The sequence below is a fragment of the Methylomonas sp. MED-D genome (assembly GCF_050276835.1).
GTDB lineage: Bacteria > Pseudomonadota > Gammaproteobacteria > Methylococcales > Methylomonadaceae > Methylomonas > Methylomonas koyamae_A.
The window spans coordinates 1,351,005-1,375,743 of record NZ_CP189965.1 but is presented as its reverse complement, the minus strand read 5'-3'; the positions used below and the strand labels follow the sequence as shown (position 1 = coordinate 1,375,743).

19 protein-coding genes are annotated in these 24,739 nt (G+C 59.5%); 11 read left to right on the top strand and 8 right to left on the bottom strand.

What is annotated here, in order from left to right; all coding sequences use genetic code 11:
• The first annotated feature begins 28 nt into the window (after positions 1-28).
• Both ACQE3E_RS06020 and ACQE3E_RS06015 read left to right on the top strand, forming a co-directional pair.
• Entirely contained in the window at positions 29-928 is a 900-nt protein-coding gene (locus ACQE3E_RS06020) for a LysR family transcriptional regulator (protein WP_313728701.1), read from the top strand.
• A gap of 818 nt (positions 929-1,746) precedes the next feature.
• On the top strand, positions 1,747-3,864 hold the full coding sequence (locus ACQE3E_RS06015) for a DUF4238 domain-containing protein (protein ID WP_427501321.1): 2,118 nt from the start codon (positions 1,747-1,749) through the stop codon (positions 3,862-3,864).
• Positions 3,865-4,165: 301 nt separating this feature from the next.
• Here ACQE3E_RS06015 and ACQE3E_RS06010 read toward each other — a convergent pair whose 3' ends face one another.
• Together ACQE3E_RS06010 and ACQE3E_RS06005 are read right to left on the bottom strand one after the other, a co-directional pair.
• The gene (locus tag ACQE3E_RS06010) at positions 4,166-4,663 is read right to left on the bottom strand and encodes a DUF2442 domain-containing protein (protein WP_313728704.1); all 498 of its coding nucleotides are present in this window, start codon (positions 4,661-4,663) and stop codon (positions 4,166-4,168) included.
• Complete coding sequence (locus ACQE3E_RS06005) at positions 4,660-4,890, bottom strand: DUF4160 domain-containing protein (protein WP_071157486.1); 231 nt, start codon at positions 4,888-4,890, stop codon at positions 4,660-4,662. Before ACQE3E_RS06005 ends, ACQE3E_RS06010 begins: the two co-directional genes overlap by 4 nt.
• Positions 4,891-5,078: 188 nt before the next feature.
• Here ACQE3E_RS06005 and ACQE3E_RS06000 point away from each other — a divergent pair, with 188 nt between their 5' ends.
• The 3 genes from ACQE3E_RS06000 (at position 5,079) to ACQE3E_RS05990 (ending at position 6,744) form a co-directional block, all read left to right on the top strand.
• Positions 5,079-5,333: a type II toxin-antitoxin system Phd/YefM family antitoxin gene (locus ACQE3E_RS06000; protein ID WP_313728705.1), complete on the top strand. Its 255-nt coding sequence runs from the start codon at positions 5,079-5,081 to the stop codon at positions 5,331-5,333.
• Complete coding sequence (locus ACQE3E_RS05995; protein ID WP_313728706.1) at positions 5,330-5,758, top strand: type II toxin-antitoxin system VapC family toxin; 429 nt, start codon at positions 5,330-5,332, stop codon at positions 5,756-5,758. Before ACQE3E_RS06000 ends, ACQE3E_RS05995 begins: the two co-directional genes overlap by 4 nt.
• A 158-nt stretch (positions 5,759-5,916) precedes the next feature.
• Positions 5,917-6,744, top strand: a complete 828-nt coding sequence (locus ACQE3E_RS05990; RefSeq protein WP_071157480.1) for a spondin domain-containing protein — start codon at positions 5,917-5,919, stop codon at positions 6,742-6,744.
• Between the two features lie 213 nt (positions 6,745-6,957).
• Here the strand turns inward: ACQE3E_RS05990 and ACQE3E_RS05985 are convergent, their stop codons facing one another.
• From ACQE3E_RS05985 to ACQE3E_RS05960, 6 genes are all read right to left on the bottom strand, one after another.
• Complete coding sequence (locus ACQE3E_RS05985; protein WP_313728707.1) at positions 6,958-7,605, bottom strand: methylamine utilization protein; 648 nt, start codon at positions 7,603-7,605, stop codon at positions 6,958-6,960.
• A complete protein-coding gene (locus tag ACQE3E_RS05980) occupies positions 7,575-8,795 on the bottom strand; it encodes a hypothetical protein (RefSeq protein ID WP_427501320.1) in 1,221 nt (406 codons plus the stop codon). The genes ACQE3E_RS05985 and ACQE3E_RS05980 overlap by 31 nt, the downstream gene beginning before the upstream one ends.
• An 85-nt stretch (positions 8,796-8,880) precedes the next feature.
• Positions 8,881-10,638 carry an ATP-binding protein gene (locus ACQE3E_RS05975; protein WP_313728709.1) on the bottom strand — a complete coding sequence of 586 codons (1,758 nt, stop codon included), beginning with the start codon at positions 10,636-10,638 and terminating at the stop codon, positions 8,881-8,883.
• The gene (locus ACQE3E_RS05970; protein ID WP_168032281.1) at positions 10,635-11,357 is read right to left on the bottom strand and encodes a response regulator transcription factor; all 723 of its coding nucleotides are present in this window, start codon (positions 11,355-11,357) and stop codon (positions 10,635-10,637) included. Before ACQE3E_RS05970 ends, ACQE3E_RS05975 begins: the two co-directional genes overlap by 4 nt.
• A gap of 104 nt (positions 11,358-11,461) precedes the next feature.
• Complete coding sequence (locus ACQE3E_RS05965) at positions 11,462-12,001, bottom strand: peroxiredoxin (protein WP_313728710.1); 540 nt, start codon at positions 11,999-12,001, stop codon at positions 11,462-11,464.
• The gene (locus tag ACQE3E_RS05960) at positions 11,998-12,927 is read right to left on the bottom strand and encodes a DMT family transporter (RefSeq protein ID WP_313728711.1); all 930 of its coding nucleotides are present in this window, start codon (positions 12,925-12,927) and stop codon (positions 11,998-12,000) included. The genes ACQE3E_RS05965 and ACQE3E_RS05960 overlap by 4 nt, the downstream gene beginning before the upstream one ends.
• Positions 12,928-13,125: 198 nt before the next feature.
• On the opposite strand from ACQE3E_RS05960, the gene ACQE3E_RS05955 reads away from it, so the two are divergent.
• The 6 genes from ACQE3E_RS05955 to ACQE3E_RS05930 all read left to right on the top strand — a co-directional run bounded on the left by ACQE3E_RS05955 (position 13,126) and on the right by ACQE3E_RS05930 (position 24,678).
• Positions 13,126-14,541, top strand: coding sequence for a PLP-dependent aminotransferase family protein (locus tag ACQE3E_RS05955; protein ID WP_313728712.1), 1,416 nt, complete (start codon positions 13,126-13,128; stop codon positions 14,539-14,541).
• A 208-nt stretch (positions 14,542-14,749) separates the two neighbouring features.
• A complete protein-coding gene (locus ACQE3E_RS05950; RefSeq protein ID WP_064027733.1) occupies positions 14,750-15,841 on the top strand; it encodes a response regulator in 1,092 nt (363 codons plus the stop codon).
• Positions 15,842-15,895: 54 nt separating this feature from the next.
• Positions 15,896-16,786: a transporter substrate-binding domain-containing protein gene (locus ACQE3E_RS05945; RefSeq protein ID WP_313728713.1), complete on the top strand. Its 891-nt coding sequence runs from the start codon at positions 15,896-15,898 to the stop codon at positions 16,784-16,786.
• On the top strand, positions 16,783-18,777 hold the full coding sequence (locus ACQE3E_RS05940; protein ID WP_313728714.1) for a PAS domain-containing protein: 1,995 nt from the start codon (positions 16,783-16,785) through the stop codon (positions 18,775-18,777). Before ACQE3E_RS05945 ends, ACQE3E_RS05940 begins: the two co-directional genes overlap by 4 nt.
• The gene (locus ACQE3E_RS05935; RefSeq protein ID WP_427501319.1) at positions 18,777-23,036 is read left to right on the top strand and encodes a PAS domain S-box protein; all 4,260 of its coding nucleotides are present in this window, start codon (positions 18,777-18,779) and stop codon (positions 23,034-23,036) included. The genes ACQE3E_RS05940 and ACQE3E_RS05935 overlap by 1 nt, the downstream gene beginning before the upstream one ends.
• Positions 23,037-23,157: 121 nt before the next feature.
• Positions 23,158-24,678, top strand: a complete 1,521-nt coding sequence (locus ACQE3E_RS05930) for a phytoene desaturase family protein (RefSeq protein WP_313728716.1) — start codon at positions 23,158-23,160, stop codon at positions 24,676-24,678.
• Positions 24,679-24,739: the final 61 nt, after the last annotated feature.

The following is a 24,739-nucleotide window of genomic DNA, read 5'->3' as shown; positions in this document are numbered from 1 at the left end:
GGTTCGGACCGATTCAAGGAGGTAGAAGATGGACAAACTGCAAGCGATGACGGTGTTCGTCGCGGTTGCCGAAGCGCAAAGCTTTGCCGGCGCCGCCCGGCGTTTGACGATGTCGCCGCCGGCGGTGACGCGAGCGATTACCGCGTTGGAAGAACGTTTGCAGGTCAAGCTGCTGCAGCGCACCACCCGGCTGGTGCGGGTTACCGATGCCGGCCAGCGCTATCTGGAAGACGCCAAGCGGATACTGGCCGACGTCGACGAAGCCGACGAAGCCGCCGCCGGTATCAACGCCGAGCCTGCCGGCCACCTGGCCGTCACCGCGCCAGCGCAGTTCGGCAAGTTGTACGTGATGCCCGGCATCGTCGAATACCTGCAACGCTACCCGGCAATGAGCGTGACGGCGATGTTCGTCGACCGGGTGGTCAATCTGTTGGAAGAAGGCATGGATGTCGGCATCCGCATCGGCGAATTGCCGGACTCCAGTTTGCGGGCGTTACGCGTCGGCCAAGTGCGGCCGGTGGTGTGCGCGGCGCCGGAATATTTAAAGCGCCACGAAGCCCCCAACCACCCGAGCGAACTGGCCGGCCATGCCCTAATCGCCGCCGGCGGCCTCAGTGCTGGTCCGGACTGGCGCTTCGGCAGCGGCGCGGACGCGCTCAGCGTGCGGGTCCAACCCCGGCTGGTCACGACCACGATAGACGCCGCCATCGAAGCTGCCGTGCTGGGCTTGGGCCTGACTCGCCTGCTGTCCTACCAAGTCGCCCTCTACCTGGCCAGCGGCCAGTTACAAACCGTGCTAAACCGCCACGAACCGCCGCCGGTCCCGATCCACGTCCTGCACCGCGAAGGCCGCTACGCCTCGGCCAAGGTCAGAAGTTTCGTGGATTTGATTGCCGAGCGGTTGAAGCGGGAGGCGAGGTGGTTGTGAGATATTACGGTCTGGAATTGTTAATTGAGCGACAGGCAGAATACCTGTGATTTCAGAAAGAATTATCTACATTTAGAGATGGCCGGCTTCGACCCTCTGCGGAAGTTCGTGTATTTATCTTGGATGTCGGTTTAAAATTTAAATCAGCCATTCAAATAATAAAAGTTGTAGGGTGGATAAGCGAAGCGCCATCCGCCATAGGAACGCAAATAGGTGGATGGCGCTTCGCTTATCCACCCTACGGCCCTCGTCACGGCACCCGACAAAGGTTCGGCGTGAAGTTGTTCAATGGCGTTTTTCAAGATAATCTTCCGGCTGATTCAAGATAATTTTTTAGCCAAGCTTTCGTAACACTTTGATATTGTTTGTCAAGACGAGCGATATTAAAGATACAAGACACACATGCTTGAAGAAAGCCAACAAACATTAGGCAAAGTCGATACGGTCTTTGAAACGGTCAGCTAAGGTAAGCATGACATCTGGACCCACTATGAACGCCAGCATAACTAACGCTAGTGGTGAAGTTATAAATTAAGGTTGTTCTGCCAAGTTAATGTGTTGCTTGATTGAAAGACCTGAACCCATTTGCGTGCCCGTAGATGCGGTGAGGAGCAAACCGCATCGATCGAGAAAAGAACAAAATAGCAACGGCACCGTTTTCAATCTCCAAGAGCCAAGTGATTTGTCGAAGATAGTGGGGAGAGAATGACGCGATCGATGTGATTCGCTTTGTTCACCGCATCGTACGTGCTATTCGCTGTTTTCAAAACGGTCGTGATTTGGCCGCACACTTTTGATTATATTTATTTAAAGAAATTATGTCCGGCCGAAAACAACATTATATACCCCAATGTTTGCTGAAAGGCTTTTCAGCAGAGCGACGTGGTAACAAAGTTCAGGTATGGGTTTTCAAAGCAGGCCAAGCCCCCTATTTGACTAATACAGTTAATGTTGCTGCCGAAAGACACTTCTATTCAGAATTACCATCTGGTGACCAGGAAATAACTCTTGATGATTTGATAACCAATTACGAAAAGTCTTTGGCAAAAGTGTTACAGCAGTTTCGTGATTTGGCAACAAATGAATCAGTAGATTGCGTTCTTGCTGCAGAATTTGTTACTCACCTGACAATTCGTGGAGACTTTTTAAGAAATGTCTTCGGATTAGGGTTTCAGGAGATTATTACTACAACAAGTACATTGGTCTCGGAACCGGAGTCGTTAAGGTCTATGATTGGCCTGGACGACAATCAATCGAACTCAGAATTTTTTAAAGAACTTAGTGAGAATTTAAGAATTTTACGTCAAAATCTATCTTGCGAAATTCCGGAGACACTACTTCAACGAATTGCGCTTTTTTACTCAAGAGAAGAATTTGAAACAATATATGCTCAACGTCTTTCCTGGTTGCCTGACGCTTTAAATGTTTTTGGTTCAAAAATACCGACTTTGGCTCGCGGTAGCCATATACAAGCTCTTGAAAAGAGTCTCGCCCCACAACCAAGAATTGAGACATTGACGCAATTAAATTGGACTGTCATTAAAGTACCTGATGCCAATTTAATATTGCCCGATTGCGTAGCGATATCTGTTGGCGTTTCGGAAAATCGGTGGATTCCTCATGTCCTTGGAAGCGAAGTCGAAAATATTGAACAAGTACTTCTTCCGATAAGTACCAATCAACTTCTAGTTGGCCGTCGAGATCTTAACAGGAGGGTGGAATTTGAAAAATTCAATCGGTTTGCTGCTGCTTGCAGTGCAGAGTTTTTCGTAAGTCCTATTAATACAGCGGCAATTGCGTCTTACGTAGCCGATATAGGTAAAGAATCTAAGCAAAATATCCTGTCCATTGCCCGTAACTCAGTTGAGAAACTGGGTAAAACCTCATGTCTTGAGTCAACGATAGAAATTCCTGGTGAAATAAAAGTCACCAGCGCCAATATTCAAGATAAAACTGGCATTAGCTTCCCAGTTTCTTTTCCTGATTCCGTTGATCGTGAAAGCGCAGAGAAAATAGCGTCAGTTATAGAAGCTATTGTCTGTGAGTTGGCCAAAATTATGCCACTAAACCGAATTGAATCAGTTGTTTTTACAGCTAACCACCCAGAAATAATTCAAACAATCGATAAACGATTTTTAATATCTCAGCTACTAGAGCCAATTGAAGAAGAGCATAGCGTTGGATTGGCTACCGCTCATGTAATGATAATTGATGAAAAAGTTATGTCATCTATAATTTCCTCTTCTTGGCTGGGACAAGCATTACTTAATCCAGAAAATGAAGATTTATTCCAAACAGCGTTGCATGTGCTTGTAACGTTATTAGCTGGCATTTCATTCATTGAATTAGTAGACACTACTCTGCCAGATTCTCTTATAAAGCCACTGGAAGATCGTTGGAGCGGGATTCTTTTTAAACATATTTATAATGCATGCAGCTCCTATTTTTGTGCCCGCACTTCCGCAGGATGTAAGCCAAATAAGGAAGATTGGTATAGAGATCAAGTGATTATTGCATTCAGACACGCCAAGGAAGTTATTCCAAATGCGCGTTTATCCTACAGACATGATGGTGATCTGGATTCGTTTTTAGAGTTTGCTATTAAAAATATTGGAGATGCTTTAAGCTGCGCGGCATCGTTAATTGGTCATTGTGACGGTCTTGGGAAATCATTTTTTGGCGACGAAGAACAAGTAACAAAAATCCTTGATGAATTGGGATTGAAAAAATGGATTTATGTATATCAGCGGGATTTGGAAAAGATATTTTCCAAGCAAGGCAAATGGACTGACATTTCGGAATTAACCGCTCTTAATATCCATGTTGAAAGATTGCTTTGGCAGTTTTCGGTTTTTCCTTGGCTAATGGATACAGGGCAAATTAAAGTTGAAATACCACTTGCCGTTGACATGGAAGATTTGCAAAAAACCGCATAGGTACCCAGTTAACGCAATTCATGCAAACCTGGATGGGCACGGTGTTTGTGCCCACGTGGCATAAAAAGGCGGGCAACACTGGAGCCTATTCGAAATTATTCGACCAACCTGCCCGTTTCTTGCTAAACAATCAACCTAAAAACGGCAGTTGGCGTGTATTGCGGGCCGTTCGTGCTGAGCAACGTCGAAGCATGGACGGCTCGCAATACACTCACCAAACGGGTGAATGAAAAATCCCGCGCGCCCTTCGACAAGCTCAGGACGAACGGAATTTTTCATCGCCAAACTGCTCTTTTTAGGATCAAGCATGCAACGCCGCGTATTCCTTAACCGAAGGAATATGTTGCGGCAAAGTTGACCCGGTTGGGCGTACGGCTTCCCAGCCCAGGCAGGCCAGCCAGATCGCGCGGGGAATCGGTTTTTCGCCGTCTCGGTAATAAATCAGCATGCGGCGGGAAATACCCAAAGCCTCGGCGGCTTGCTCCAGCGTGAGTCCGGTGTCGTGTAGCCAATGCCAGATGCGTTCGTGGCCGATGCCGCCGAACTGCTCGACCGCCAGATTACGCAGGTTGTCGGCGGCCAGATCGAGTTCGTCTTCGATCCAATCAACCGTCCGTCCCGCGAAACCTATTTTGGCTTGCGCAAATAAGTCCCGATCTTTCAGCGGACTTAGCGCTTCGGTTTCGGTGATCCAGGCGTTCAAATCGACCTCGAAGCTTTGGCCGTCGGCGTAACGCAAGCGTAGCTTGTATTCGGTTAACGGCTCGACCTTGGTCAGTTGAAAATGGTCTTTACTCATCGTTGCAATTCCTCAAATAGCTTGGTCAGCTTGTCGCGATTGGCTCTTGCCCACACCAGCACTTCGGACAATTCGCGCAGCGCAATTTTGCCGTGGATGATTTCCAGAGTGTCGATTTTGACCCAAGCCTCGCGCCCGTCGTTCATCAGGACGTGGAAATGTGGCGGCGGATGGTCTTTGGCGTTGACCCGAACCCGGCAAAAACTAAAACGTTGAACGACTGGCATGGCTAGGGATTGTGATGCAATCGTTGCATGCTTTCAAGCCACGTATACCTTGTATACCATTTTCTAATTCAATTTGAATCGCCACACCCCGCTAAGCCGACCCAATTTTCCAGCGCGCGGCGGCAAGAAGCTGGTGCCGCTGGTTCGCTTGTAGTAATGTTCATACATTGTAAATAGAGGGCGTCGCCATGGCTATTACGACCATCTCCAGCCGAGAGCTGAATCAGGATGTTACCCGCGCGAAGAAGGCGGCCAAGAATGGACCGGTATTCATCACGGATCGGGGCAAGCCCGCACACGTGTTATTGAGCATCGAGGAATACCAGCGGCTGACAAGGCAGCGCCGCAACATTGCCGATTCGCTAGCCATGCCGGATGCGGCGGACATCGAGTTCGAGCCGCAGCCTTTGACGGTGGGGGCTAGGCCGGCAGATTTCGGATGATGTATGTTCTCGACACCAACGTGGTTTCCGAATTGCGGAAAGTCCGGATTGGCAAGGCGAATGCGAATGTGGCGGCTTGGGCCGACAGCGTTGATGCCGCCGACTTGTTCTTGTCGGTTATCACCCTGATGGAATTGGAGCTGGGCGTTTTGTCGATCGAGCGCAAGGACGCCAGCCAAGGTGCGGTGTCGCGGGCATGGCTGGAACAGCAGGTCTTGCCGGAGTTCTCCGAACGGACTCTGCCGATCGATACAGCGGTTGCACTGCGTTGCGCCAAGCTCCATGTGCCCGACAAACGCGGCGAGCGGGATGCGCTGATCGCGGCGACGGCGCTGGTGCATGGTATGGCGCTGGTTACCCGCAACGTGGCCGACTTCCAGGCTACGGGCGTGACTATCCTCAATCCGTGGGAGGCTATGCTGTGACAGCCTCACCATGGAACGGTGGGCAATTTGCCCACCCTACGACTGGCTGACCGACAGCCCCACATCTCACGCCCATTTGACCTCCCCGTGAAGATTTCGTGATGTTTCCGATTGCACAATGGCCGCGCCATTTGGCATTCACATTAAGGAGAATCACGATGCAGAAAAACCATGCTTTCGCGCTGTCGGCGCTGTTGTTGGCGGCCGGCGCCGCTCCGTTGAGTTCGGCCGAGGCGGCTCAAGTCACGCTGAGTTTCAGCAATCTGTCCGCCGCCAACGGGCCGGCCTTGAGTCCGTTTTTCATCGCCTTGCACGACGGTACCTTCGACGCGTTCGATGTCGGCACCACGGCGTCGTCGGCCATCGAAGCGATTGCCGAGTTAGGCAGCGGCGCCGGCTTGTCGTCGGCGTTCGCGGCCAGCGGCGCGGCGGCGGCCGGCGGTACCAGCGCGACGGTGACCGCGTCGGTCAACGCCTTCGGCCCAGGCATTTTCCTGCCCGGCGCCAAAGGCAGCGTCACCCTGGACCTAGACCCGGTTAAAAACCGCTACCTGAGTTATTTCGCGATGGTGGTGCCGTCCAACGACCGTTTCGTCGGCAACGACTCGCCGACCGAAATCGAATTGTTCGACGCCCAAGGCCATTTCACCGGCGGCACCTTCGTCGAGAACGGCAGCAGCATTTGGGACGCCGGCACCGAACTGGACGGCACCACCGGCGCGGCTTTCCTGGCCGGTTCCAATGCCTTGGACAGTCCGGCACAAAACGGCACGATTCAGGCCAACCACGACTTTGCGGTCTACGCCGGTCTGGCGACCGCGGCCGGTTACAACTTTACCGACCTGCCCGGCGCCAATACGCCGCTGCTGCAAATCAGCGCGGTGTCGCAAGTGCCGGTACCGGCGGCGGCTTGGTTGTTCGGCAGCGTGTTGCCGTTGTTCGGCTGGTTGCGGCGGCGGGCGCCTGCGTCGGCTTTGCCGGCTTGAGGCGCTCGGCTTAACTCGGTGGAGTACAAATCTAGATTTGTACTCCGATCGGCGCCCGGCTCTAGCCGAGTCGTTCTATCGCTGATGTCTAGCGACTGGCTTTAATTTTTCGGACTCGGTGGCGAAATGGCGCATTCCCCCTGACCCATTTCGCCGCTGCCCACGTCCGGTTTGGAGTGCAAATCTGGATTTGTACTCCGGTTTCGCACCGCGTCAAAACCCGTCGCCGTAACCTTGATTTTGCAAACTGGCCGGCGGCTTGCCGGTGGGGAAGCGGGTTTTTAATTCCACCGTCAGCGTCAGTTCGGCGGCCGGTACGCTGACGATTTGCTCAGCCGCTTGTTCCAACGCGTCAGGGTGCCAGAAGCTCAAGCGGTAGCGGCCGTCCGGCAAATCCAGCGTCCAGCGGCCCTCGGCGTCGGTAACCGTCAGATAATCCGCGTCGCTGACGTAGACATACCCCAACATCCAGTCGTGAATATTGCAACCCAGCGCGACGATGCCGGGGCGGTCGAACAGTACCGGTTCGCGCGGCACGCCGCTATAGAGCTTGATCTCGAAACGCTTGGCCGCGGAAAACGAGTAGACGTGGTGTTTGATCGCGTCGCTGTTAGGAAAATACACCGGCGTGCCGCTGCGCACCGCCAACACGTGCGGGACGAATTCGCGGCTTTTCTGATCCAGCGCCATCGCGGCCGGCGCGGGCGGATCGTTGACCCGGCCGGCGGCGTCCAAGGCTTGGGCTGCGACCACCATATCGGCCAACGGCCTGCCGCCGGCCAAGGCTTTCCCCGCCAATTCCGCGGCCGGCGCGACCACGGCCCAAGCCGTTAAAAAAACAGCCGGTAAGCGATTTGCCACAGTGTGTCCTCCTGATAAGCGGCTTCGCCGCGTTCCTGCCGCGCCGGGCGGGCGCTGAAAATGCGGCTGAATTCGACATTCAATTGATGGTGCTGGGCAAAGGTCAGGTTGTAATTGACGGTCCAGGCTTGACCGTGTTCGCCGTTGCGGTCTTGCGGCAGGTAATCGCGTTCGTCGCTGCCGAAACGTTCGTAGCGCACGCTGAAACGGCCGTCGCCCAGCGGCCGGCTCAACAGCCAGCTTGCCGACCAAAAGCCGACGTCGACCGCGCGCAAGTCGCCGAGCAATTCGCCCATGCTGGTTCGCCCGGTCATTGCTTGCGAAATCAAAGTGGTTTCCCACGGCAATTCGGCTTTGGCGCCCAAACTCCAGAAGCGGGTGTGCCAGCCGTATTGGCCGGCGGACAGCGCGGCCGGATCGGCGTTGTTGTCGTAATACAGCGCGCGCAAGCTGTAACGCTGGGGCCGTTCGGCGGCGATGCCGGCGTAAAAGCCGGGGCGGCCGTCCACTTCGACGAAGCTCTGGCTGGCATTGGCCTGTTTAGGAAACAGCGCCGGTATGGCTATGCCATCCGGCAGACGCAGACGGCCGGTCAAGGTCGATTCGAAGTCGTGCAAACTCCAGCCGCGCCAGGCCAACGTCAAGCCTGCGGTGTCGTTGTTAGCCAGGCCGGCGCCGAACACGCCGAGTTTGTCGCCGGCTTCGGTTTGGTAATCCACCCGCAGCTCGCCGCCGAACGCGCGCAATTCCTCGCCGACCCAGGCGTTGGCCGTCGACGAGCTCAAGGTGTACGGGCTGCTCCAGGCGGTGCCGGTGTTTTCTAAAGAAATCGGCGGAAAGAACATGCCCAGGCGGCCGGCCAAACGCCAGCCGGCGGCGCCTACCGGCCGGTAGGCCAGATAGGCTTCGGTCAAATCCAACGGCGTTGATTGGCGGTCGGCGTATTTGACGGTGGCGTTGAGCATCCAATCCCAGTCCAAGCGTACCTGCAACGTCGCGGCGGCTTCGTTAACACGCCAGCGGTCGCGCTCGCCGCCGGCGCGCAGCTTGCCCAGACCGTGTTCCAGCTCGCCCGGCGCGGCGTCGCTGTGTTGGTAGCGCAGGTCCAGCAGGCCGTGCCAAGTCACTTCCGGAAATTGGCCGTCGGCGGCTCCTCGGGCGGGTGACAGCAAGCCGGAAACAGTCAGCATCGCTAGAGAAAATCCGCGGCAGACCGAAATCGCGGACTCCGGCCTCAACGGGAACGACGTTGGCGGTCTGCTGAGCATGGTTCGGTTACCGGCTGCCGCCGGCCGCGCGCGCCGAATCCGCCAGCGGCAAGTCGAAACGAAATTCGCTACCGACGCCGAGGGTACTTTCCACTTGCAAGCGGCTGCCGTGCAGCTGGGCGATCTTGCCGACCACGATCAACCCAAAACCGCCGCCGTCGGCCCTGGCCCGGCGGGCCAGCGGCGAGTCCCAATCGCACAAGGTTGGCAGATATTCCGGAGAGATACCGATGCCGGTATCGCCGACCGCCACCGCCACCCGGCCGCGCGCCGGCCAAGCGTCCAGCCGGACTCGGCCGCCTTTCGGCGTGTGGCGCAAGGCGTTGTCGATCAGATTGGTCAGCAGGCGCTCGATCAGGCCGATGTCGGCGGCGACGATAGGCAAATCCGGGCGCAGTTCGGCTTGCAAGGTCACGCCGCGCTGCTCGGCTTGCAAGCGGTATTTTTGGGCGACGTCCTGCAGCAATTCGGCCAAGTTGAAGGACTCGGGATTCAGACTGGCGTCATCGCATTCCAGTTTGGCCAGCTCGAACAACTCTTGCGCCAAGCGGCTGACTTTTTCGGTCTGACGCAACGCGGTATCCAGAAAATGTTGCTGCTCGTCGGACGGCAGGGTATCGGCCTTGCGCTGCATGGTCTCCAGAAAGCCGCGCAACGCGGCCAGCGGCGTGCGCAAATCGTGCGACACCGAGGCCACCAACTCGCGCCGCTCCTGGTCTTTCTGGCGCAGTTCGCCCAGTTGGCCGGCCAGTTGCGCGGCGCGGACGAAGGTATCGGCCAGCCGGCCCAGTTCGTCGCTCCGGCCGGTGAGCGAAGAGACGGCAAAATCGCCGTTGACCGCCCGTTCGCCGGCGCCGGCCAGCGCGCGCAGCGGCCGCGACAGATTACGGGCGATGATCACGCTGCCGAACAGCGTCGCCAACAGGCCGAGCAACAACACCCCGGCCGCCAGTAACAGCATATGGCGGTAGCCGGCGAAGGCGTCGGTGAATTTGATTTGCAGCAACGCGACGATGCCTTCCGCGCGGCCGGCCGCCGGCAAAGCCAGTACCCGGCCGAGATAACGGCCTTGACCGGTATCGACCGTGGCGGTCAGCGCCCGGTCGGTCGCGTCGTTCAGCAAAGCCAGGGCCGCCTCCGGGGCCGAACCGGCCAGCAGGCGGTTGCCGTTGGCATTCAGTTCGGCCAGACCGATATGCAGCGGCAACAGCGAGTTTTGCCGAAACCGGGCGATGCGCTGTTCGTCGACGGCCTGCGCCACCGCCACCCAGCCCATCGGCAACGGCGCCAGGACCGGCACCAGTGCCCATTCCTGCAAGCGGTCGTTCAGCAGGCCGAACCAGACCAGCGGGCGGTCGGCGTCCGCCTCCGCCAAGGTTTGCGCATACGGAAACGTTCGGCCTTGCCATAGTCCGGCGCTATCGGCGACGACGTTGAATTGCGGGTCGATAAACATGCCGCGCTGGGCGCGGACCCGCAACAGCAGATTTTCCAGCGCCGAGGCGATGGTGGCCGGGTCGCCGCCGGTCACGGTACTGCGAAAGCCAAAATCGGCGACCAGCAAGCCGGTTTCGCCGGCGACTCGTTCGGCGCGTTCGACCAGCAGTTGCCGGAAGGCTTGCTCGGCGTAGCGCAAGTCCTGGTCGAGCTGACGCAGCAGATTGTCGCGTACCGCGAGATAAATACAGACCACCGTCAGCGCCTGCACCGCGACGAACAGCGCGGCGAACAACAGGGCGATGCGGCTTTGGAAACTCAGCGTCATGCGCCGGGATCGTCCGCTCCGGCGAACTTGTAGCCGACGCCCCACACCGTCAGGATGCGCGCCGGTTTGGCCGGATCAGCTTCGATTTTGGCCCGCAAGCGGTTGATGTGGGAGTTGACAGTGTGTTCGTAGCCGTCGTGGTTGTAACCCCAAACCTGGTTCAGCAATTCCAGCCGGGTGAACATGCGGCCGGGATGGCGGGCGAAGAAGTGCAGCAAGTCGAATTCGCGCGCGGTCAGGGCTACCGGTTGACCGTCCAACGCCACCGCGCGGCTTTGCGCATCGATCCGCAAACCGCCGGCGATCAGAACAGCATCGGCCGGTTCGGCGGCCGGTTGGCTCAACGCCGCCACCCGCCGCAACAGCGCGCGGACTCTGGCGACGACTTCGGCCAGCGCGAACGGCTTGGCAATGTAATCGTCGGCACCCATTTCCAGACCGACCACGCGTTGGATGTCGCTGGATTTGGAACTGACGATGATGATAGGCGTATACACCGGCCCGGCTCGCACCCGCCGGCAAATTTCCAAGCCGTCGACGCCGGGCAGCATCACGTCCAGCAACAGCAAGTCGTAGCGATTGCCGGCGATCGCGGCCAGCGCGGCATCGCCGTCGCCGACGGCATCCACCCGATAACCTTCGTCGCGCAGATTGTCGGCCAACAGGCCGGCAATGTCGGGATCGTCTTCGACCAGCAGCAGGTGTTTGGTTTGAAGCATCGACGGCAGGATGTTTAAAAAACGCCGATTATCGGCCAATCCAGGCCGCGACGCCATTCACGAAAGACTCACCGCTCCGTGATAACTCCGTGAGATTTGGCCGTTTAAGGCCCGGCTTGCAATTTTTGCAATACATCGGCCACCCGTTGCGCGTCCAAGGCCGGATCGACATCGTCGTCGATGCGCCGGACGATCAGTTCCGGATCGAGTATGAATGTGCGCCGCTTAGCCATCGTCAGCACCGGCATTTTTACGCCGTAGGCGTCGGTGGTCAGCGCATCGACGTCGGCAAGCAGCGTGAAATTCAAGCGATGCTCGCGGTGAAACGCCTGTAAAGCGGCAACGCTATCGGTACTGATCCCAAATACCTCGGCATTTTGGCGGCGAATGACGTCGATGGCATCTCGGAACGCACAGGCCTGGGTGGTGCAGCCAGGCGTGCCGGCCTTGGGGTAGAAATACAATACGGTCCAGCCCTTACCGCGCCGCTCCGCCAAATCGAATGCGCCGCCGTCGTGGGTAGGCAAGCGAAACAGTGGCGCCGGACCGCCGAGAGTGGGCGGATCGGCCCAACTCGGCGACGCGAACGGCAGCCAAGTCAAAAACAAAGCCAAGCGTTTTAACATCGGCGAATATTTATTCATGGCGACCTCGCGTCAGAGTGTGAAAGGGCCGGAACGCGCAAGCGGCGCGGCTCGCGCCGGCCCAAGATCACGCAAACCAACACGATGGAAGCGGCGATCATTTGCGAGCGGCCCACCGCTTCGCCCAGGATCAGCGCCGCGCCGGCCAGCGTCAGGAACGGCTGCAACAATTGCAGTTGACCGATCCGGGCAATGCCGCCCATCGCCAAACCTTTATACCACGCGAAAAAGGCCAGATACATGCTGACGAGACTGACGTAAGCGAAACCGCCCAGACTTGTCCATCCGACCGCCGCCCAATGCGCCGGCGCGGCCAGCCAGACCGCCGGTAACAAACACGGCGCCGCCAACAGCAAAGCCCAACTGATGGTCTGCCAAGCGCCCAGCTCGCGCGACATCCGCGCCCCCTCGGCGTAGCCGAAACCAACCGAGGCCACCGCCCCGAGCAGCAGCCAATCGGCCCGGCTAAGCCCGCCCCCGCCTATCCACCAGCAAAAACCGACGATCGTCGCGCCGCCAATCAGGGTGGCCGTCCAATACAGGATGCCGGGACGCTCGCCGGCCAGCCAAGCCGCGCAGAGCGCGGTCGCCAACGGTGCCAGACCGACGATGACCGCGGCATGCGCGGCGGCGGCGGTATGCAAGGCCAACGTCGAGAGCAGCGGAAAACCGACAACCACGCCCGCCGCGACCAGGGCCAATCGTCCGCATTGGCGTAGGGAAGGCCGGGGCGCTTTCGCCCACCAAAGCACGACGGCCGCCAGCCCGGCGGCGACCACGGCTCGGCCCAGGCCGACGAAGACCGGGTCCAGGTCCGCGACAGCCAGCCTGGTGGCCGGCAAGGTTAAACTGAAACCCAGGATGCCGAGCATCCCGAAGCACGCGGCACGCCCGTCGGCACCGCGCGGTTGATTCGGTAGATTCATGATGGTTTCTCATAGGTTGGCGAAACGTCGAATCGTCGGCGAATCGGACCCGCAAGCCCTACCGACAATTGACGTGCTTATGCTAGCCGACTCAATCAAAACCGATACAGACCCAAAAGTGTTAAATTTAACCCGTACAGAATCCGCGAATGCTTGTCTGTATTCGTCACCGCCACCCACAACTGTAACGGTCGCCCAATGTCATTGCTATACCAGGAAATCGCCGAACGTCTCGCCAGCGCCATTGCCTTGGGGGTTTACCGACCCGGCGAACGCTTACCCAGCGTGCGGCAATTGGCCGAAACCCAACAGGTTAGCGCCGCGACGGCGGTGCAGGCCTTGCGTTACTTGGAAGACCTCGGCCGGATCGAAGCCAGACCGAGATCCGGTTATTATGTGCGTCCGGCCGCGCCGGCGACCAAATTGCCGGAACCGGCGGAGTCCGGACCGGTGCTGCAGCCGTCGCCGGTCAGCGGCCAAGAATTGGTGCTGCGTTTAGCCAAAGCCGCCGCCGAGCGCCGCACCGTACCCTTCGGCGCCGCAGTCCCGGCGCCGTCTTTTCTGCCGGTCCTTAGAATCGAACGCGCCCTAGCCGGTTGCGCCCGCCGCCATCGCAACCGGATCGCCGGCTACGAAATGGCGCAAGGCAATCCGGAACTACGCAGACAGATTGCCCGGCGCATGCTGGAAGCCGGCTGCGCGCTGGCGGCGGACGACATCGTCGTGACCAACGGCTGCCAAGAAGCCATCGCGCTGGCCTTGCGAGCCGTCACCCAAACCGGCGACATTGTCGCGATCGAGTCGCCAACCTTTTACGGTCAATTTCAAGTCATCGAAGCCCTGGGTTTGAAAGCTATCGAAATTCCCACCCACCCGCGCGACGGCATATCCCTGGAAGCGCTGCAACTGGCCTGCGAGCAATGGCCGGTGAAGGCCTGTTTGGTGGTACCCAACTACAGCAACCCGCTCGGCTTTTTAATGAGCGAATCGCGTAAGCGCGAACTGTTGGGTCTGGCCGAGCGGCATCGGTTCGCGCTGATAGAAGACGATGTCTACGGCGATTTGGGTCATGGCGCGAAGCGGCCGCCGGTCATCAAGGCCTGGGACGACGACGGCCGGGTGCTGCATTGTTCGTCGTTTTCCAAATCCTTGTCGCCCGGCCTGAGGATTGGTTGGATCGCGCCGGGACGCTATTTAAAGTCAGTCGAATACCTGAAATACACCGCCAATCTGGCAACACCGTCGTTGACGCAATTGGCGGTCGCCGAATTGCTGGCCGACAGCGGTTTCGAACGCGGCCTGCGCCAATCCCGGCGCCGCTATGCCGAGGCGGTCGCGAGAATGACCGCCGCCATCGTCCGATATTTTCCGGCCGCCACCAAACTGACTCAACCGGCCGGCGGTTTCGTGCTGTGGCTGGAATTGCCCGACGCGGTCGACGCATTACTGTTGGCGCGGCGGGCCTTGACCGAGGGCATCAGTATCGCTCCCGGTCCGGTCTTTTCGGCGACCGGTAAGTACCGCAACTTCATCCGAATTAACTGTGCCTGCGACTGGGATCGGAACATCGAACGCGCGGTCGAGAAATTGGGGCGTTTGGTCGCCGCCGCCTGAGCCTATCCAATCCCGCGATCGAAGCGGTCGAGCCCGGCCGACCTAAGCGGTTTCCAGTATTCGGCGACCTAGCCCAGGAGTTTGATTGCGCTCACAGTTTTGCCGGGACCGGCTCGGAAAAATCGTGATAGAGTTCCCAGCGTGATTCACCGACGGCGCAACGCATTGTCGATTGCAAACATTAAAAATTAAGGAGTATCCGCAACCGATGCTCAGAAAAACAGTATTGATCGTCGACGACGCGCCCGAAAACCTAACGGTCCTTAGCGAATTGCTGGCGCCGTTGTACCGGGTACTCGTCGCCAATTCCGGCCGAAAGGCTCTTTCCATCGCCGGCACCCGGCCTCGTCCCGATTTGGTGCTGCTGGATGTGATGATGCCGGACATGGACGGTTACCAAGTCTTCGAGCAACTACGCGGACAACCGCAAACCGCCGACATTCCGGTCATTTTCGTCACCGCGATGGATAGTGCCGAAGCCGAATTGCAAGGCCTGGACGCGGGCGCGGTCGATTACATCACCAAACCGATCACCGCGCCTATCTTGCTGGCCAGAGTACGCAACCAACTCGAACTGAAACAGTCCCGCGATTGGCTGCGCATCCGCAACAATCGGCTGGAGTCGGAGATCGCCAGACGCATGAGCGAAAACGAAGCCATTCAAGACGTCAGCATCCGCGCGCTGGCCCGATTGGCCGAAATCCGCGACACCGAGACCGGCAACCACATCCTGCGCACTCAATGTTATGTACGGACCCTGGCCGAAAAGCTGACGGCCAATCCCCGCTTCTCCGCGCTGTTGACCGACGACTACATCAAACTATTGGCCCAGTCCGCGCCGTTGCACGATATCGGTAAGGTCGGCATTCCCGACGCGATCTTACGCAAGCCCGGTCCGTTGGACGCTCAGGAATGGCGCATCATGAAAACCCACGCCAAACTGGGCAGCGACGCGATCGAATTGGCCGAACGCGAAGGCGCCGGTCCGGTGGCCTTTTTGAATCTGGCCAAGGAAATCGCGCATTGGCACCACGAAAAATGGGACGGCAGCGGCTATCCTGACGGCTTGAGCGGCGACGCCATTCCGTTGTCGGCGCGGATCATGGCCTTGGCCGACGTATTCGACGCGCTGATTTCCCGGCGGGTTTACAAGGAAGCGCTAGCCCTTACCGAGGTCCGGCGCATTATCGAAGAAGGCAAGGGCCGGCATTTCGACCCCGATCTGGTCGAGGCGTTTTTCGGCGATTTCGACGCGTTCCGCGCGATCGCCGACACCTACCGCGACGATGCCAACCCTTAAACCACTCTCCGCCGCCGCGCTTCTCGCTTGGCGGCATCAATCCGGGAGCCCGGCGTGCATCAGCCCCACGCCATCCGATTGATAGCGCTGTTAGTGCTGATCCCGGCACTCGTGGCGCCTTGGTGGCTCGCCTCAACCGCCGACTCCGACGATACCAGCTGGGCGCGCATCAGCCGCGACGGCACGCTACGGGTCGGTACGGCCTTGGAGGCACCCTACGTCTATCTCGACGACGCCGGCCGTCTGACCGGCCTGGAAGTGGAAACCGTCGAACACATCGCCGCGGAACTAGGCATTACCCGAATCGACTGGCAACAAACCGCCTTCGATTCGCTAATCCCCGATCTGCTGGCCGGCCGCTTCGACATGATCGCCGCGGGCTTGTTCGTGACGCCCCAACGGTCCGCGCTATTGGCATTTTCCGAACCCACTTTCCACGTCGGCCCAACCTTACTGGTTGGCATCGGCAATCCTCATCGTTTGAACAGCTATGCCGACCTCGCCGCTCAAGCCGAGCTGAAGGTCGCGGTCCTGCACGGTGCCGTCGAAACAGAACTGCTGCGTGCCTGCGGCGTCGCCGACCGGCAAATCATCGTGGTCCCGGACGCGTTGACCGGCCGAGTCGCGGTCGAAACCGGTCTGACCGCCGCGCTGGCCTTGTCGCAACCCAGTGTCAACCGGATGGTCGCCGATCAACGTCTGGGCAAATTGGAAATTGCCGCGCCGTTTCAAGCGCCGCGCCACAACGGCCTGGGTTACATCGGTTTTGGCGCCATGGCATTTCGGCCGGGCGACCACGAACTGCTGGCGCGTTGGAATCGGCAACTGGCCGGCTTCGTCGGCGGCGCAGCCCACCGCGAACTGCTGATAGCATTCGGTTTCGGCGCCGACGCCCTACCCGATTCGACCACCACCGCCGAAATACTTGGCCGGATGGCGCGATGAAACCGACCGAGATCCAGCGCGACTGGCCGGCCCTCGCGGACCGGCGCGCCGACCGGTTGGCCTGGCCCGGTCCGGTGCTGTTCGTGTTGGCCTTGTTTTCGATGGCCTTCGGCTGGATACAGACCGAACAACAAAACCTGCTGGATCGTGTAGGCAGTCAGCAAGCCTGGCTACGCAATGCCAGAGTCGACTTGGCCAAGGGCTATCTACACGTGTTTTTGTCGGCGACGCCGGAATCGCCGTTCGACCGCCGCGAAGGTTTGGCGCTATTGGACCAAGCCAGTCGGGCGCTGGCCGCCGCGTTGGCGGAAGCGCCGGCATCGCCTGCCGGCAAGCCCGCCGAGGCCGATCCGGCCGCCCAAAAGTTGACCGCCTACACCGAAACCATGCGCCAATTTCGAGAGACGCTGGCCGGTGTCGGCGACGGTATCGCCGGCAATCCCCGCTTGCAAACCGAGTTACGCATCCGTTTTTTCGAGCTGGAGCGTCAAGCCCAAGCGCTGGACAATCTGATCGCCGCCAACCTCGGTGAGAGGATGCGGACATTCGGCCGTTACTACGGTTGGCTATTGGGCACGATGGCTTGCGCCCTGCTCGGCATCGGCTGGGTCGCCTATCGCGCCAAACGCGGCCGGGACCGCGTCGAAGCCGGTCTGCGCCTGTGGGCGCGCGCCTTCGATCAAGCCGATTTCGGGCTGGCGATTGCCGATGCCACCGACGACAGCTTCCTGGCCGTCAACCCGAAATTCGCGGCCGAACGCGGTTACGCACCGGAGGATTTGATCGGCCAGCCCATCGCCAAGGTCTATCCGCCCGAAGTCTGGCCGCAAATCCAGCGTTTGCTTCCGCAACTGGATCGCAACGGTCACGGTATGTTCGAGACCGAGCACATCGACCGAAACGGCCGACGTTTCCCGGTCATGATCGACATCACCGTCACCAAGGACGCCGACGGCAAACCGCTCCGGCGCGTGGCTTACGCGCTGAACATCAGCGAGCGCAAGGCGGCGGAGCGCGCCTTGCGGCTTAGCGAAGCGCGCTTTCAAGACATTGCCAAGGCTTCCGCCGACTGGATCTGGGAAGTGGACGCGGACTGGCGTTTCCGCTACGTGTCCGACAGTATCCAAGACCAGCTGGACTATCGCGCCGACGAGATGCTGGGCGCCAGTTTCTTCGATCTGTTGGCCGGCGACGCCGCCGGCCCGCGCGAAACGCTCGCCGAAATCGCCGAACACGGTCTGCCGTTTCGAGACCTGGAATACACCATCCGCAACCGCCAAGACCAACACCGGCAAGTCCTGGCCAATGGCGTTCCGATTCGCGGGGACGACGGCTATCTACTGGGTTATCGCGGCCTGACCCGCGACATTACCGAAAAAAGGCAGGCCGAGCGGCATTTACTGGTCAACCAGGAACGCTTGCAATTGGCTCTGTTGGCCAGCGAAGACGGGCTTTGGGACTGGGACATCGTCGACGGCGGCGCCTACGTGACCCATCGCTATCGAGAAATGACCGGTTACCGGCCCGATTCGACAATGCCCTATTTCGATTTTTTCCTGCAAGGCGTGTTGGCCGAAGATCGGGAACGAGTTCAAACCGCGTTCAACGCCCACTTCGCCGGCGAAACTCAGGACGTGGATATCGACTATCGCTTGGCGAACTCGGCCGGCCCGACGCAATGGCTCCGAGTCAAGGGCCGAGTCGTCGAACGTACGATCGACGGCAAGCCCCTGCGGATGGTGGGCGTCATGTCCGACGTCAGTACCCAAAAGGATGCCGAAGCACTGCTGCTCCGCCAAACCGGCGAACTGGCGCGACGCAACGCCGAACTGGAACGCTTTAATCGGGCCATGGTCGGCCGGGAACTGGAAATGATCCGACTGAAGCAAGAAGTCAACGAGTTAAGCGCGCGATTGGGCGAAGCGCCGCTCTACCGCACCGACTTTATCCACTGCGGCGGTGCGGTTGGCGGCGCGAGCGGAGACGCTTAATGCCCGAGAATCGCTACCGCCGTTTACGCGCCTACGGGATTGCGGCATGGCTGACCGGTTTGGCGATCGCGGTGCGTTTATCGCTGGCCGCGGAGTTCGGCGACGCTCCGACCTTGATTCTATTCATGCTGCCGATCGCGCTCAGCGCCTTGCTCGGCGGCTTCGGCCCCGGCGTGCTGGCCACCGCTTCGGCCGGCCTGTTCACGGCGTATTACCTGATACCGCCGCTCGGCACCTTTGCATTCGGCACCCCTCACCAAGCCATGCAATGGACCTTGTTGATAGTCAACGGCGTTCTGGTCAGCGGCCTGAGCGAAAAACTGCAGCGCTCCCGCGCCGGAGAAACCGAACGCGCCCGTCAATTGAACGCCGCCGAGTCGCACTGGCACCTGGTGTTGGAACACGCCGCCTCGGGCATGGCCCTGGTCGCGCCGAACGGCCAATGGTTGTACGTGAATCGCCGCTTATGCGAAATCGTCGGCTATTCGGCGGACGAACTGACGCGCATGTCGTTTCAAGACATCACCCACCCCGACGATTTACGCGACGACATGGCGCAAATCGAACGCATGCTGGCCGGCGACATCGAGCGCTACAATCTGGAAAAACGCTATTTGCGCAAGGACGGCACCCCAGTCTGGGTCAACCTGACGGTCGGCTCGATCGCCGCCGCCGAACATCGCGCGGGCTGTTTCGTGAGCGTCGTGGAAGACATCACGGAACGCAAACGCATCGAGGCTGCGTTAAGGGACAGCGAAGCCTCGTTGCAAGAAGCCCAACACCTGGCCAAAGTCGGCAGCTGGCAATGGGACCCGCATACCGACCAAGCGGTCTGGTCGGCCGAAATGTATCGCATCTTCGGCCACCCGCCAGACCTAGCGCCGCTGAAATTCGCCGAAATCGCCGGCCGCTTCGAACCCGCCAGTTGGCGCCGGCTGGAAGCGGCGATCGCGCAAGCGTTGGCCTCGCATCAACCTTACCAATGCGAAGCCGAAATCGTCCGTCCCGACGGCGAACGCCGCTGGATCGTCTCCAGAGGCGTGCCGAAGTTGGACGCCGACGGCGGCTTGCTGGGCTTGAGCGGCAGCGTCGAGGACATTAGCGAACACAAACTCGCCCAGGCGGCGGTCAGCGCCAGCGAACAACGTTTCCGCAGCCTGTTCCGCAATGCGCCGCTACCGCTGTGTCTGGTCGGCGGCGACGGCACGCTGTTAGACGCCAATCTCCGCTTCGAAACCACGTTCGGCTATGCCCGCGCCGACATCCCTCACATCGATCTGTGGTGGACACTGGCCTTTCCCGACCCACACTACCGCATCTGGGCCATGAACACTTGGAGCGACGCCGTGTTGGGAGCCACCGTCGGCGGCGGCGACATCGAAGCGTTGGAATACCGCATCGGCTGCAAGGATGGCAGTCAACGCATCGCGGTGGTATCCGGCATTGTGATGGGCGGCGACTTATTGATGGCGTTTTTCGACGTCACCGAAAGAAAACAGGCGGAAGCGCGCCTGTTGGAAAACCAAGAGCAAGCATTACTCGAGCAGCAACAAGCCCGTCAGGCCGCGCTGAATCTGATGGAGGACGCGCTGGCCGCCCAACAGCGCGCCGAGGCCGCGGCGGCGGCCTTGCTGGCCAGCGAACAGCGTCTGCTGATGGCCCAGGAAGGCGCTCACGTCGGTATCTGGGAATTGGACATTACCAGCGGTCGCTGCTACTGGTCTCCGGAATGCGCCCGGCTTTACGGGATGCCGGGCCGAACCGAAGTCAGCTACCGGGAATGGCGCAATCTGATTCATCCGAACGATTTGGCGGAAATCGACCGGCAATGGGAGTCTCGAGTTTTAATCGGAGAACCGTTCGATGTCGAATTCCGCCTAAGGCTCGATAACGGCGAAATCCGCTGGCTGGCGAGCAAGGGCCAGGCCCGATTGGACGCCGCCGGCCAGCCGGCCCGCTTGGCCGGCATCAATCTGGACATTACCGAACGCAAACGCGCCGACGAACAACTGCACAAACTGGCGCAAACCGTCGAACAAAGCCCCGACGCGATTTTGATCACGGACCTTGACCGCAACATCGAATACGTCAATCAAGCCTTCGTCGAACGTAGCGGTTACGGCCGGAACGAGGTCATTGGCCGTACGCCCGGACTGCTAAAATCCGGCAAAACTCCGGCGACCACCTACCAAGCGCTCAACGCGGCCTTGGCGCGCGGCGAAACCTGGAAGGGCGAATTCGTCAATCGGCGCAAGGACGGCGGCGAATACGTCGAGTTCGCCATCGTGATTCCGGTGCGCGGTAGCGACGGCGGCGTCAGCCACTACGTATCGGTCCAGGAGGACATCACCGAGAAAAAACGCATCGGCGCCGAACTGGACCGCTATCGCCACCACCTCGAGGAACTGGTGGCCAGTCGCACCGCCGAATTGGCTGCGGCGCGCGCGCAAGCCGACGCCGCCAACCAGGCCAAAAGCGCTTTTCTGGCCAATATGAGCCACGAGATCCGCACGCCGATGAACGCGATCATCGGCCTGACCTATATCTTGCGGCAAAGTCTGCCCACGCCGGAACAACGCGAAAGGCTGGACAAGATCGACGCCGCCGCCCAACACTTGCTGGCCATCATTAACGATATTCTGGACCTGTCCAAAATCGAAGCCGGCCGGCTGGAACTGGAACAAACCGATTTCGCGCTGGAAGCGGTTCTGGACCACATTCGCTCGCTCACCGCCGACCAAGCCAAGCATAAAGGCCTGCGGGTGGAGGTCGAAAACGCCGGCGTACCGACCTGGTTGCGCGGCGACCCCACCCGCCTGCGCCAAGCCATGCTCAACTACACCGGTAACGCCATCAAATTTACCGAAACCGGCACGGTGCGACTGGTGGCGCGTTTATTGGAAGACCGACACGACGGATTGCTGGTCCGCTTCGAGGTCAGCGACACCGGCATCGGCATCGCCGCCGAGCAATTGCCGACCTTGTTCGAATACTTTGCCCAGGCCGATGCCTCCACCACCCGTAAATACGGCGGCACCGGTCTGGGCTTGGCCATCACCAAAAAGCTGGCGCAAATGATGGGCGGCGATGCCGGCGTCGAAAGCCGACTCGGCGCCGGCAGCCGGTTCTGGTTTACCGCCCGCTTGCAACGCGGTCACGGCGTGGCGGCGGGTCCGTTGCCGCCGCCGACGACCGACCACGAAAATCGGCTACGTCGCAACCATGCCGGCGCCCGATTGCTGCTGGCCGAGGATAACCCGATCAATCGCGAAGTCGCGTTGGAACTGTTGCACGGTGTCGGCCTGATCGTCGATACCGCCGAAAACGGCAAGCTGGCGGTCGAGAAAATTCTGAGCCGTCATTACGATTTGGTCCTGATGGACATGCAGATGCCGGAAATGGACGGCCTGGAAGCCGTTCGAGCGATTCGGGAACTGCCGGAGTTCGCGGCGTTGCCTATCCTGGCGATGACCGCCAACGCCTTCGACGAAGACCGCGCCGCCTGCCTGCAAGCCGGCATGAACGACTTTGTCGCCAAACCGGTCAACCCGACGGCACTGTATGCGACATTGCTGCACTGGTTGACACCGACGCCGGAACCGACATCGCCGCAGCCGATTGCCGAGTCCGCCGGTGCTGGCGACGACACGAGTCAGCTCCTGGAGCGCCTACGCGGAATTCGCGGCCTCGACGCGGAGCGGGGCTTGGCGATGCTGCGCGGCGATCCGGTCAAATATCTGCAGCTGCTGCGCCAATTCGCCGAGCATAACCGCGACGATCCGACCGACATCGCCCAACTGCTGACGCGCGGCGACTACAAATCGGCCAGGGCGCTGAGCCATACCCTGAAAGGCGTCGCGGCAACCTTGGGCGCGGTCGCGCTGGCCGAGCGGATAGCCCCGCTGGATCGCGCGCTTCGAGACCGGCTGAGCGCCGACCTCTGCCTGCCGCTGATCGAGGCCTGCGCGGCCGAATTGCAACCCTTGTTGCAAGACATCGGCGACATGCCGTTCGTCGCTTCGGTCGCCGCCGCCATCGACCCAACCGAAGCGCGGCGGCGCCTGAGCGAATTGGCGGATTTGCTCGCCGAAAACAACGCCTTGGCCAATCGCTCGGCGCGCGAGCTGGACGCGGCTTTACAAGCCGCGCTCGGCGAATCGCACGCCGATTTTCAACGAGCGGTAGCCGGTTACGATTACGACGCGGCCCTAGCCTTACTGAGCCGAATCGGCATCGAACCCGCCTCCGGCGGCGCCTAGCGGACCAGCCGGCACATCGCCGGCCGAACAGCGGCGGCGGCGGCCGACATCATCGCTTGGGTCAAAGCCGAAAAATACTGTTACATTACCGGCTTTTTTCAACGCTCCCCCTCAGTCACTCATGCCCAAACACATCATCATCGTCGGCGCCGGCCCGGGCGGCCTGTGCGCCGGCATGCTGCTCGGCCAGCGCGGTTTCAAGGTTACGATATTCGATAAACACCCGGAAGTCGGGGGCCGCAACCGGGCGATTCGGATGAACGGCTTTACCTTCGACACCGGACCGACGTTTTTGCTGATGAAGGGCGTGTTGGACGAAATGTTCGAATTGTGCGGCCGGCAAAGCGCGGACTACCTGGAATTCCTGCCGCTGGCGCCGATGTACCGCCTGCAATACGCCGACCGCGAAATTTCGGTGTACTCCGACCGCGAGAACATGCGGGCCGAACTGAACCGGGTGTTCGACGAAGGCACCGCCGGCTACGACGACTTCATCGTCAACGAGCGCAAACGCTTTAAAGCCCTATATCCCTGCATCACCCGCGACTATTCCGACCTGGCTTCGTTTTTGTCCTGGGATTTGATCAAGGCCCTGCCCTGGCTGGCCTATCCGAAAAGCGTATTCGCCAATCTCGGCCGCTACTTCAATCAGGAAAAAATGCGGTTGGCGTTTTGCTTTCAATCCAAATATCTGGGCATGTCGCCGTGGGAATGTCCAGCCTTATTCACAATGCTGCCCTATCTGGAACACGAATACGGCATCTATCACGTCAAGGGCGGTTTGAATCAAATCGCCGAGGCGATGGCTAAGGTCGTCGGCGAATGCGGCGGCGAGATTCGCCTGAATAGCGGGGTTGCATCGCTCATCGTCGAAAACGGCGCGGTCCAGGGCGTCAAGCTGGACAACGGCGACGAGGTTCGCGGCGACGAAGTGATCGTCAACGCCGATTTCGCCCACGCGATGAGCCATTTGCTGCAACCCGGCCAACTGAAAAAGTACGCGCCGGAAAAACTGAAAAAACTCGATTACTCTTGCTCGACCTTCATGCTGTATCTGGGTTTGGACAAGGTCTACGACCTGCCCCACCACACCATCGCCTTCGCCAAGGACTATCGCACCAACATCCGCAATATCTTCGCCGACAAAACCCTGAGCCGGGATTTTTCGTTCTACGTGCAAAACGCGTCCGCCAGCGACGCCACGCTGGCGCCGGCCGGCAAATCGGCGCTGTACGTGCTGGTGCCGATGCCGAACAACGATAGCAGCGTGGATTGGCAGGCACATTGCCAAACCGTGCGCGAGCAAGTCTTGGATACCTTGGCCGAACGCATGGGCTTGACCGATCTGCGCGAGCATATCGAATGCGAAAAAATCATCACGCCGGGCAGTTGGGAAAGCGACGAATACGTCTACAAGGGCGCGACCTTCAGCCTGGCCCACCACTTCGGCCAGATGCTGTACTGGCGGCCGCACAACCGCTTCGAGGAGCTGGACAACTGCTATCTGGTCGGCGGCGGCACCCATCCCGGCAGCGGCCTGCCGACGATTTACGAATCGGCACGGATTTCGGCGCGGCTGATTTCGCAAAAACACGGCGTGGCGTTCCGCGACATCGATCAAAGCCGTTGGTTGAAAAACTAGCCCGAGCCGGTGACAGCCAACGCCACTTGCCGCGCCAGCGCGGTTTCGGCCGACAGCCTTC